The 10,982-nt window shown below is 71.3% G+C and carries 10 protein-coding genes; 6 read left to right on the plus strand and 4 right to left on the minus strand.

The annotated features are described in order from the left end of the window. Positions 1-216: 216 nt before the first annotated feature. The gene (locus tag IW245_RS05745; protein ID WP_197002156.1) at positions 217-1,092 is read right to left on the minus strand and encodes an SDR family NAD(P)-dependent oxidoreductase; all 876 of its coding nucleotides are present in this window, start codon (positions 1,090-1,092) and stop codon (positions 217-219) included. A gap of 16 nt (positions 1,093-1,108) precedes the next feature. Beyond that, the gene (locus tag IW245_RS05750; RefSeq protein WP_197002157.1) at positions 1,109-1,708 is read right to left on the minus strand and encodes a carboxymuconolactone decarboxylase family protein; all 600 of its coding nucleotides are present in this window, start codon (positions 1,706-1,708) and stop codon (positions 1,109-1,111) included. Positions 1,709-2,049: 341 nt separating this feature from the next. Between IW245_RS05750 and IW245_RS05755 the strand changes: the two genes are divergently transcribed. Together IW245_RS05755 and IW245_RS05760 are read left to right on the plus strand one after the other, a co-directional pair. Then, positions 2,050-3,093, plus strand: coding sequence for a carboxymuconolactone decarboxylase family protein (locus IW245_RS05755; RefSeq protein ID WP_197002158.1), 1,044 nt, complete (start codon positions 2,050-2,052; stop codon positions 3,091-3,093). A gap of 344 nt (positions 3,094-3,437) precedes the next feature. Continuing rightward, the gene (locus IW245_RS05760) at positions 3,438-4,241 is read left to right on the plus strand and encodes a helix-turn-helix transcriptional regulator (RefSeq protein WP_197002159.1); all 804 of its coding nucleotides are present in this window, start codon (positions 3,438-3,440) and stop codon (positions 4,239-4,241) included. A gap of 84 nt (positions 4,242-4,325) precedes the next feature. On the opposite strand, the gene IW245_RS05765 is transcribed toward IW245_RS05760, so the two are convergent. Then, entirely contained in the window at positions 4,326-5,393 is a 1,068-nt protein-coding gene (locus tag IW245_RS05765) for an NAD-dependent epimerase/dehydratase family protein (protein ID WP_197002160.1), read from the minus strand. Positions 5,394-5,575: 182 nt separating this feature from the next. On the opposite strand from IW245_RS05765, the gene IW245_RS05770 reads away from it, so the two are divergent. The 4 genes from IW245_RS05770 (at position 5,576) to IW245_RS05785 (ending at position 8,858) form a co-directional block, all read left to right on the plus strand. After that, on the plus strand, positions 5,576-6,562 hold the full coding sequence (locus IW245_RS05770) for a DUF1702 family protein (RefSeq protein WP_197002161.1): 987 nt from the start codon (positions 5,576-5,578) through the stop codon (positions 6,560-6,562). Positions 6,563-6,804: 242 nt separating this feature from the next. After that, positions 6,805-7,119 (plus strand): hypothetical protein, encoded by a 315-nt coding sequence (locus tag IW245_RS05775; RefSeq protein ID WP_197002162.1) that lies wholly within the window; start codon positions 6,805-6,807, stop codon positions 7,117-7,119. 218 nt (positions 7,120-7,337) lie between these two features. After that, entirely contained in the window at positions 7,338-7,889 is a 552-nt protein-coding gene (locus IW245_RS05780) for a carboxymuconolactone decarboxylase family protein (protein ID WP_197002163.1), read from the plus strand. Positions 7,890-8,009: 120 nt separating this feature from the next. Then, the gene (locus tag IW245_RS05785) at positions 8,010-8,858 is read left to right on the plus strand and encodes a maleylpyruvate isomerase N-terminal domain-containing protein (RefSeq protein WP_197002164.1); all 849 of its coding nucleotides are present in this window, start codon (positions 8,010-8,012) and stop codon (positions 8,856-8,858) included. Positions 8,859-8,969: 111 nt separating this feature from the next. Here IW245_RS05785 and IW245_RS05790 read toward each other — a convergent pair whose 3' ends face one another. Beyond that, the gene (locus tag IW245_RS05790) at positions 8,970-10,517 is read right to left on the minus strand and encodes a GMC family oxidoreductase (protein WP_197002165.1); all 1,548 of its coding nucleotides are present in this window, start codon (positions 10,515-10,517) and stop codon (positions 8,970-8,972) included. Positions 10,518-10,982 lie beyond the last annotated feature (465 nt).

Genomic DNA, 10,982 nt, shown 5'->3' on the forward strand with positions numbered 1-10,982 from the left:
CCTCTCGTCGTGAATGCACCCCAAGGTACTTTCCGCCGCGTGCGCGGCACTCTTCCATGTTGCGCATGTCCGGTCCGGTTCCCGTCTGCGACCTGGGCGGCCCCGCGACAGTGGCCGGGAGGTCCACAGGGGACGTCCCGGCCACTGTTCCGGCCGGCCTCGCCGGGCGCGGGGCGGCACCGGCACGAGGCTGGTGCCGCCGGGTCGGCGTACCCGTCAGGGAATGGGGAAGAACGCCCGGACGAACTTCTCGAACCCGCGGTGGCCGATGATGGCCCGCATCTTCGGCAGCACCCGGGGCGGCATGCCGATCGGGTACCGGATCCGTGGGTTGGGGCTGGTCACCGCCTTCTCGATCACCTTTGCGACGTCGTCGGCCCGGACGGCGATCTTCCCGCGCAGCGGCGGGTTGTCACTGAGCCGGTACGCCTGGTGCCAGTCGACGAAGTAGTCCCAGAACTCCTTGTACAGCGCCGGGTTGTCGTGCGAGTCCATGCCCAGGTCCGCGACGCTGTCCGGCACGAACCCGCCCAGGATCGGCGCCGGCTGGATCAGCACCACCTCGATGCCGAACCGGCGCACCTCGTGCCGCAACGAGTCGCCGATGGCTTCCAGGGCGTGCTTGGTGGCCTGGTAGTAACCCCGTCCCGGGGTGGCGAACATGCCGAAGATCGACGACATGATGATGACCCGGCCGCCGCCGCGCTCGCGCATGCCGGGCAGGACGAGCTGGGTGAGCCGGCTCAGCCCGAAGACATTGGTCTCGAACTGGGCGCGCACCTCGTCCATCGGGGTCTCGCCGATGGTGCCGTTGAGGCTGTAGGCGGCGTTGTTGATCAGGGTGCCGACCGCGCCGTGCTCGTCGGAGATCCGCTTGACGGCGGCGACCATCGACTCCTCGTCGTTGACGTCGAGGTGCATGACCGTGATGCCCTCCGCGGCGAGGTCGGCCAGGGCGTCGACGTTGCGGCCGGTGGCGTACACCGGCCAGCCGGCGCGGTGCAGGCGCAGCGCGGCGGCCCGGCCGGAGCCGGAGGACATGCCGGTGCCCGACGAGGCGCCGGTCAGCAGGATCGCGCGTGATCGCGTCATGATCGGATGCCCGCCGTCACTCGTCTGCCAGGCGCGCGATGCGACTGCGGGTCACGGAGGAACCCAGGCCGGTCGCGTCGACCATCCGGTTGATGAAGGCGAACAGGCTGGCGGTGAACACGGCCTCGAGCATCTCCGCCTCGCTCCACCCTGCGGCGGCGGCCTTCTCCCAGTCCGCGTCGGTGATCTTGTACGCGCCCGTGCTGACCTTCGTCACCAGTTGCATCAGCGGCATGGTGCGCTCGTCCACCGGCAGTTCCTCGGCCGTGGTCGCGGTCTCCATCGCGTCGATCAGCTCGTCGGAGCCGCCGAACTCGCTCAGGAACCAGCTGTGCGTGCCCACGCAGTACGGGCAGCCGTTGAGCTTGGAGGTCCAGGCCGAGATGAGCTCCTTGAGCTGCCGCGGCAGGGTGTCCCCGCCGAAGACGCCGCCGTAGCCGGCGAGCACGACCTCCAGCAGTCGCGGATTGGTGGAGGTGAGGCGGAACATGTCCGGCACGAAGGGAAGTCCGGTGACCTGCTTGATCTTCTCGTACAGTTCCGCGGTGCGCCCTTGCGCGTGTTCCTCGTCAATCAGCGGGACCCTGACTCCCGGCTGCCTTGTCGTCGTTTCCATAGGGCCTTCTCCTCGGTGGGTGAACGATGCCCGGGCCCGCTCCCGCACGTGCCGCTCCGCGACCGGATCCAAAAGGAAGAGCGGGATACCGGTCGGAGCGTTTCCCCGGCGTTCGGCGACGGCGCTGCGGATGTTCTCCGCGACAGTGGTCGGGCGATGAAATCGCTGGTTAATGATGGCACGCCCGGACGGGCCGGATGCTCTCCCAGATTGCCTATTCCCACGGCCTTTCCGCTGGTGGCCGTGGTGGCGGGAAAGCCGCCGCCCGCGAGTGCTGGCTAGCGGCACGACCCACCGCTAATCTGTGGACAAATTCCTATTGCGACGGATGGGGTTTCCCGATGAGTCTCCTGCGACCGGTGCTGGGCGTGCTGGGGCTGACCCAGATCCGTCACGTCTCCGCAGTGCGGCGGGGTCGTGCGACCGGAATGGTCGCCCAGGTCTACCGGCAGATGGAGCGCGACTTCGGCGTCCTGGCTCCGCCGATCGCGTTGCACTCCCCGGCCCCGCCGACCCTGGCCGCGGCGTGGACGCTGCTGCGGGAGGTCCTGATCGTGGGCGGCACCGCGCCGCGGGCGGCGAAGGAGGCGGTGGCGACGGCCGTGTCGCTGGGCAACGCCTGCCCCTACTGCGCGACCATCCACAACAACGCCCTGACGGTGCTGGGCGCGCCCGGCGTCGAGTCCGCCGAGGGCGGCCCGGAGCTCGGGGCGTTCGCCGACTGGGTGCTGTCGGCCCAGAACCCCGGTGCGGCCGTCGCCCCGCCGTTCCCCGCGGAGCAGACCGCGGAGCTGGTGGGGGTCGCGGTGCTGCTGCACTATCTCAACCGCGTGGTCAACGTCCTGTTGCGCGACGTGCCGCTGCCGCCCGGCGTTCCGGAGCTGGCGCTGTCGCCTGTGCTGTGGGTCCTGGGCCGGGGCATGCTCGCCGCCTCGCGGCGCACCCACGTCCCTGGGCGGGCGCTCGTCCTGCTGCCGGCGGCCGAACTGCCGACGGATCTGGCGTGGGCCGCGGGCAACGAGTCGGTCGCCGACGCGTTCGCGCGGGCGTGCGCGGCGATCGACGAGGCTGGCCGCCGATCGGTGCCGGAGCCGGTGCGCGCGCTGGTGCTCGACAACCTCTCCGGTTGGCGCGGCGGGTTGCGGGGGATCAGCCGGTCGTGGGTCGAGGACCTGGTGGCCGTGCTGCCGGAGGGGCAGCGGGCCGCCGGTCGGCTGACGCTGTTGGTCGCCTTCGCGTCGTACCAGGTGGACGCCGGCGTGGTGCGCGGTTGCCGCGAGGCCGGGGCGGACGACGGGGCGCTGGTCGAGATGTGTTCGTGGGCGGCGATGGCGGCGGCGCGCCAGGTGGGCGGCGCCCTTCCGCTGCCGGGGGCCGCACGGTGAATGTGCGCCTAAACGGTCGCAAAGTATAGATGACCATCATTGTTATTGATTTCCGTGGATGCTAGTGTCGTGACGAAGCGAGATCAACTAGAGCACAGAGAGTAAGGCTGTGGTTCGATGCCGGACCGCACCCTGGTCGACGGGACGCCAGCCTGGCGGCGTCCCGTCCGGCATGCCCGTTGCGTCAAGCTCGTGCTCCGCAGCTCATGGTGGTGTCCCGGCCCCGGCGGGGACAGCCCGGTGCGACCGGCCTCCCGCCGGTCCGCCGGGCGACGCGAGCGCACCGTTCGAGAGTCGGACCCGCAGACGTCTCCGACTCACTCGCTGAATGGAGATGATTCGCCGTGCAGAAAGCCGTTGAGCGCGCAATCTCGATCATGTGGGACCGCTACCACGAACCGCTGTCGCTGGACGCCATGGCGGGTTCGGCCTTCCTCAGCCGGTTCTACTTCTCCCGTCTCTTCCGGTCGAGCACCGGCACCTCGCCCGGCCGCTACCTGACGGCGATCAGGTTGTACAAGGCCAAGAACCTGCTGCTGGAAACCGACATGACCGTCACGGACATCGCCTACGGGGTCGGCTACAACAGCCTGGGCACGTTCATCAGCCGCTTCACCCGCAGCGTCGGCATCTCGCCGGCCCGCTACCGCTGGCTGTCCCAGCACGGCATCCCGCAGCTGTCCCGGACCACCGAGGCCGGACCGCCCCGGCGGGCCACCCTCGGCGGCCACCTGTTGCTGCCGCACATCGATGTCCCGGTCAAGGTGTACGTCGGCGTGTTCGACAGCCCCATCGTGCAGGGCCTACCCGCCGCGTGCGACATCCTGGAGACGTCCGGGGCTTTCGTGCTGCGCGACATCCCGGAGGGGGAGTGGCATTTACGGGCGGCCGCGATCGCGCTCGACGACATCGCCTCCGGACCGTCCCTGCGCCGCCCCCTGGCCGTCGGCGCGCACGACCCGATCTTCGTGGTGGCCGGCGCCGACCTCGAGGTCGACCTGGAGCTGCACCCGATCGGGAGCTTCGACATGCCGATCCTGTTCGCGCTGCCGGAGCTGGACAAGCTCGCGGCGACCGGCAACGGGCGGCCGGTACGCCGGGACCGCCGGGCCGCGACGGCGCGGATGCTGCACGGCGCCAAGGTGTGACGACAGCCCGCCGGGCCGGACGGATCGTGCCGGCCGGCCCGGCGGGAAGGGTCCGGCGCGGCCCCAGGTGGACCCGGGCAGTCGTCAGGCGCGGGGCGCGGCCCCGGCGTGTTCGGCCGTAAGGGCGCCGACGTGCCCGGGATCGGCGGCCCGGCCCACCTGGCGCTCCGTGAGCAGCCCGGTGCGGTGCATCCAGCGCAGCGTGTCGGTCAGCGTGTCCGCGAAGGGCCGCGACCCGTGCGCCGTCGCACCGTCGGCGGGGTGGGCGTCGCAGGCGCAGACGTAGCAGGCGCCGTACTCGGCCGGGATGTGCCACGGCCACACGTGCTGCACCAGGCCGGTGAGGTAGGCGAACGGCAGCATCGGCCGCGCCGGCAGGAACAGTGTGGGCAGGTCCCGCCCGGTCGCCGCGCGCACGGCCCGCACGTAGTCGCGGGTGGTGAGGTACCCGCCGGGTCCGAAGTGCCGGTCGAGGCCCGTCGGGGCGGCCGTCAGGAGCTCGGCGTGCAGCCGCGCCGTGTCGCGGACGTCGCCGATCGGGAAGCCGCCCGTGGGCCACACCGGCATCAGGCCGCGCAGGGTGTTGCGCAGCCGGCCGTTCTGGTCGCCGACCTTCGGGTCGTACGGGCCGAGCAGGGCCGGCGGGTAGGTGATCGCCACCGGGGCGCCCTGCGCCTGGTGCCGACGCGCGACGGTCTCCGCGGCGGCCTTGCTCGCCAGGTACGGCTCCCGTGCCGTACCCGGCGGGGTGTCGGGCCCCACCACGCCACCGGCCGCGGGGAGCATCGCGCCGAACGTCGAGACGTGCACCGTCCGCGCGACGTCGAAACGCCGGGCGGCGTCGAGCACGAGTTCCGTGCCGCGGACGTTGGTGCGGCGCGTCTCGCGGTGGCGTCTGCTGTCGAACGAGTACACTGAGGCGGCGTGCACCACGGCGTCGACGCCGCGGACCGCCCGCGCCACCACCACCGGGTCGGTCACGTCGCCGATCAGCACCTCCACCGGGTCGCTGGGCACGCCGAGGGGCACCAGGGCCCGCTCCACGGCCGCCGCGTCGCGGGCGAGCACCCGGATCCCGTGTCCGGCCGCCGTGGCCGCCGCGATCGTGTGCGCGCCGACGAATCCCGTGCCACCCGTCACCAGTACCAGCATCACAAGCTCCTTCCGATGGGACCGATCGTGCTCCGCCGCGACCCCGCGGACACCTCTGAGCGTGCGCTGTCGTCAGGGGTGTTCGCCGTGGTCAGGAGCGCAATGAGGGAGTAGCCGGCCGGTCGGCGGAGCCGGGAGAATCAGGCGAATTGATCGCCGAACGTAGACGAGGGGAGCATCAGGTGACCGGTATCATTCGAGCGCTTCGGCGCCGTGTTTTCACCCCCGACATCGCCGAGACGCTGGTCTCTACCCGGGGGTTCCACGACAAGAGCCCGCAGGCCCGCGGCGTGCTGGAGACCGTCGGCGCGTCGTTCCTGGCCGGGCTGTCCGCCGGGGCCGGCGCGCGGCACGTGACCGACGTCGACACCGAGCTGGCCGACCTTCCGACCCGGTTCCGGGGATTCGCCTACGAGGGCGCGGGGATGGGCTTCGCGCTGGTCGACGCGGTCAGCCCCGGGCGGCCGTGGCGCAGTGCCGAGTTCCTCGCCGGCTCGGGCGACCCGCACGTGTACATGGCCTACGTCGGCATCGGTTGGGCGATCGCCCGGCTGCCGCGGATGCTGTGGGGGCGCGCCACGGCGGCGGCGACCGACCCGTTGCTGCGCTGGCTGGTGCTCGACGGGTACGGCTTCCACCAGGCCTACTTCCACACCCACGAGTACGTCTTCCAACGCCGCGAGCTGACCAGGTTCCCGTGGCCGGGCGACGACCGGTCCGGCTACGCCCGGCACGCGATCGACCAGGGCATCGGCCGGGCCATGTGGTTCGTCGCCGGCACGGACCCGGCGCTGGCGGCCGACCTGATCGACGACTTCCCGGCCCACCGGCACCAGGACCTCTACAGTGGCGCCGGCCTCGCGGCCACCTACGCCGGCGGCTGCACCGAGGAGGAGTTGCGCATGTTCCTGCGCCGCTCCGGCCCGCACGCGCCGTTCGTGTCCCAGGCGTCGGCCTTCGCCGCGCAGGCGCGGGTGCGCGCGGACCTGCTGGTGCCGCACACCGAGATGGCCACCCAGGTGTTCTGCCGGACCGGCGCGGTGGACGCCGGCCAGGTCACCGAGGACCTGATCCCGCCCGGCCCGAACGCTTCCGGCCTCCCGGCGTACGAGGTGTGGCGGCGGGCCGTCGCGGACCGGTTCCGGGCCGGAGCGCGCGTGCAGCGCTGAGGCGGGTCGCCGAGCCTGCTCGGTCAGGCGACCACAGCGGCCGCCGCACCCGCCTCGGCGGCGCGGCGGCCGCTGCCTGCGCCGACCTGGGCATCGACCCCGGTGAAGACGGCAATCTGGCGAATACCTTCGATGCCCGTGATGGATAACGTCGGTGTGGGCGCCCGTCGTGGCGCCGCCCGCAGCGCCGCGCCGCCGACGCGACGCGGCCGCCCGGGTCACCTGGGAAGAGAGGAAACGCCGTGTCTGTCGAGGGATTCTGGAAGATCGCGGTCGCCACGCCGCTGGGTACCCGCCACACCGTGCTGGAGCTGTTCACCGAGGACGGCGTCCTGCAGGGGATCTCCCGTGGCGAGAAGGAGGAGCTGATCCTCAAGGACCTGCGGCTGGAGGGGGACAAACTGTCCTGGTACCAGTCGATCAAGAGGCCGATGCGGATGGACCTGAGCTTCGACCTCGTGGTGGAGGGCGACGACATGACGGGCACCGCCAAGGGCGGCATCATGCCGGCGTCGAAGGTCACCGGCCGCCGTGAGCCGGCCGCACAGGCGGGCTGAGCCCCGCACGCGATCCGGGACGCGCGGCCACAACCACAGGTAGCACCGATCGTCATGGACGTCCCGACCCGGGGAGACGTCCATGACGTGTGTGCGCACCCCGACGGCGCACCGGGACCGAGCACGCTGGAAGAAGCGCGGGGTGGCCGACAGCGGGCAGCATGCCGGGCAGGACCGCGTTGCCGCCGGCCCGCGGCCTGTCGCCGAGGAGAGTGACCGTGGCACACATCAACCTGGGTCTCGACGAGGAGAACTTCCCCGGAATCACGGGACTGTTGACATTCCGGCAGGAGACCGCCGCGCCGCTCAACGCGCTGGCGGAGGCGCTCCTGCACGCCCCCCACCCGACCCTCAGCCCGGGGGAACGCGAACTGATCGCCGCGTACGTGTCGGGCCTCAACGAGTGCGTCTTCTGCGCCACGTCCCATTCGGCGTTCGCCGCGGCGCAGCTCGACGGCGGGATGACCCTGGTGAGCCAGGTGCGCGCCGACCTCGACTCCGCCCCCGTCAGCCCGAAGCTACGGGGCCTGCTGCGGATCGCCGGGGCCGTGCAGGAGAGCGGCCGCAAGGTCACCGCGTCGCTCGTGGAGGCGGCGCGGGCGGACGGCGCCACCGACCTGGAGATCCATGACGCCGTGCTGATCGCCGCGGCGTTCTGCATGTTCAACCGGTACGTCGACGGGCTCGGCACCCGGCTGCCGGTCGACCCGATCGCCTACGAGGAGGCGGCGGGCCGGGTCAAGACCATCGGGTACGTCCGCACCGGGTGAGCAGTGCCGTGCCGGCGGGCCGTCCCTCCGCCGGCACGGCGCCACCGGCCGCACCAAGCGCGGCCAAGAAGGCACGTTCGAAGTGCGTCAGGGCGGGTCCGGTCCGCGATCGTGGAAGCCATGTCGACAACCTCCGAACATTGGCAGCGGGTACGCACGTCCGTGCCCGAGGTGCTGCACCGACTACTCACCCTTCTCGACGGCGCCCCGCCCGACCGGGCCGCCACCGCCGACTGGTCCGTGGCCGACACCGTCGCGCACCTGGCCACCATCGCCGCCACCGACGTGGCGCTCGTGCGTGGTGGCTCCGAGGACCCGTCGGCCTCGGTCGTCGCCGACTTGCGACTGCGGACGACTGTGGACACCGTGGCGGCGATGAACGACGTCGTCATGGCACGGTTCACCGAGCGCAGGCTGCCCGTGCTGGCCGACAGGCTGCGGGCCGACATCGCCGCTCTGCTCGCCGCCACCGCCGACGAGGATCCGCTGCGCGAGATCACCTGGCTCGGCGGGGCCAACCTGCCGGTGGTCGGGCTGCTCGCGCACCTGGTCAACGAGCTCAACATCCACGCGTGGGACATCGCCCGCGCGTTGGGCCGGCCCTGGTACACCGACCCGGGCGACGCCGCGCTGTTCGTGGACCAGTTCCTCGTCGGCGTCACCCGCTGCGGATACGGCCGGCTCCTCGACCACGACCGTCCGGTGCGTCCCGGGCGGATCTCCGTGACCTTCCGGGCTGCGGGGGTCAGCCCCCCGGTGACGTTCGCGCTGATCGACGGTCTGGTCGTGCTGGAGCCGCACGATCCGCGCCCCGACGTGCGGGTCTCCTACGACCCGGTGACGTTCAACCTGATGCTGTTCGGGCGGGTCAGCCGGATGCGCGCGGCGCTGACCGGCAAGGTCCGCGTCGCCGGGCGGCGCCCGTGGCTGCTGCCGACGTTCATGGCGACGATGCGGCTGCCGTCCTGACCGTCGACGGGTACGGCGGTCGCCGCCGTACCCGTCTCGTCGGGTCTGTCCCACGCACACGGAACGGGCGCCGCGCGGACTCGCGCGGCGCCCGTCGGTGCCGGTGGGGGCTCAGTTCTCCCGGAGCCAGTCGGCCAGACGCTCACCGATCATCGTCGAGGTGAGGTTGGTGTTGCAGTTGACGATCTCCGGCATCACCGACGCGTCGGCGATGTAGAGGTTCTCGGTGCCGTGCACCCGCAGGCGCTCGTCGACCACCGCCGTCTCGTCGGTGGCGGGGCCCATCTTCGCGGTGCCGACCGGGTGGTAGGCGCTGTCGAGGCTCAGCTTGACGTAGTAGCGGAGCATCTCCTCCTCCTCCATCAGCTCGTCGCTCAGCACGATGTAGCTCTGGCCGAGGTCGCTGATGCCCGCGTGGTTGAGGAGCTTCCAGCTGTTGCGGACGCCGTCCACCAGGGTCTGGATGTCCTGCTCGGTGTCGAGGAAGTTGAGCTTGATCGACGGGTCGACGGTCGGGTCCAGCGTGGTCAGCTTCATCCGGCCGCGCGACTGCGGCTTCTGGTGCACGACCATGACGCCGAAGATGACCGGCGAGTTGGCCAGCATCTGCAGCTCCGGGAACAGCGACAGGTCGAAGTGGTTGACCATGTAGTACTGCATGTCGTTGAACTCCGAGGAGCCCTCGGCCGTCGTGCGGATGATGGTCTGCAGGAACGGGTCGTTCTGGCTGAACGTGCCGGGCTTGGGCACCATGAACGCCCCGGTGCGGGGATGGTCGATCAGGTTGTCCCCGACGCCGGGCAGGTCCACGCGCACGTCGGTTCCCAGCCAGCCCAGGTCGGCCGCCGGGCCGATGCCCGAGCGCAGCAGGATCGCCGGCGAGTTGATGGAGCCGGCAGACAGGACGACGTGCCGGGCGTGCACGGCCTCGGTGGTGCCGTTGCCGGTCGACAGCTCGACGCCGATCGCCTTCACCCCGTCGAACAGCACCCGGTTGACCGTGACGCCGGCCCGGACGGAGAAGTTCTCCCGCTGGCGGGCCGCGGGGAGGTAGCCCATGGCCGAGGAGAACCGGGTGGTGGTGTCGCGCCGGTTGGACGGGATCGGCCCGACGCCGCTGGCCGTCGGGTTGTTGTGGTCGGCGACCTCGGTGAACCCGGCCTTCAGGGAGGACTCCAGGAAGGCCTGCTGGACCCCGGTGAGTTCGTCGGCCGGCCACCGCCGGACGGGAATGGGACCGCCGGCGCCGTGCACGTCGGTGTCGCCGTAGTCCAGGTCGTCCTCGAGCCTGCGGTAGAAGGGCAGGACGTCGTTCCAGCTCCAGGCCGGGTTGCCGGCGGCGACCCACTCCTCGAAGTTGTTGGGCGTGCCGCGCAGCGCGATGGTGGCGCCGACGGCGGAGGATCCGCCGGTGATCTTCCCGCGCGGGAACCGGATCTTGCGTCCGTCGTTGATGTCGGCGCGGTAGTGCCAGTCGTGCTTGTCCATCGACATGGCACTGCCGTCGAGAATGTCGGTCGGGGTCTCCTCGACGACGGGGAAGTCGGGCCCGGCGTCGAGCAGCAGTACCTTGCGGGACGGATCCTCACTGAGCCGGGCCGCCACCGCGGCACCGGCCGAGCCGGACCCCACCACTACGTAGTCGTACTCATTCGTCATGGGACCTCTCCAAGAACGTGGATGGCGCCTCGACGTTCACGTGGCATCGTGGCGGGGCGGCACGGCCGCGGACATCCTTCGTGCAGCCCACTGACGAGCATCACAGCCGGCCCCACCGGTGGCTTCTCCGAGCTTGCTCGGCCGACCCGCGGCAGGGAGAGCGGCGGTCGGGCCCGGCGATGGCCGTGCCAATCCGGTATTCGCCCGGCATCCTGACCTGGCCTTTGCCCCTTTCGAGACAAGGGTCGCTGCGGCGAGCAATGTGAGAGAAGCCCCTGGGAGGCCGGGTACCCGAGTATGAGTAGGTCACCGGTGGGGGACGCAACGTTGACAGCCGCTGGCAACACCATTCGGGTGCCGCGCGCAGTACCCGGAAAAGCACGACGCCCGTTGCAGCGGGCGTCATTGCTGGGCGTTCGAATGGGCGTTTCGCCGCGCCCACCGAACGCATGTGACGTGCCGACA

The organism is Longispora fulva (assembly GCF_015751905.1).
Taxonomy (GTDB): domain Bacteria; phylum Actinomycetota; class Actinomycetes; order Mycobacteriales; family Micromonosporaceae; genus Longispora; species Longispora fulva.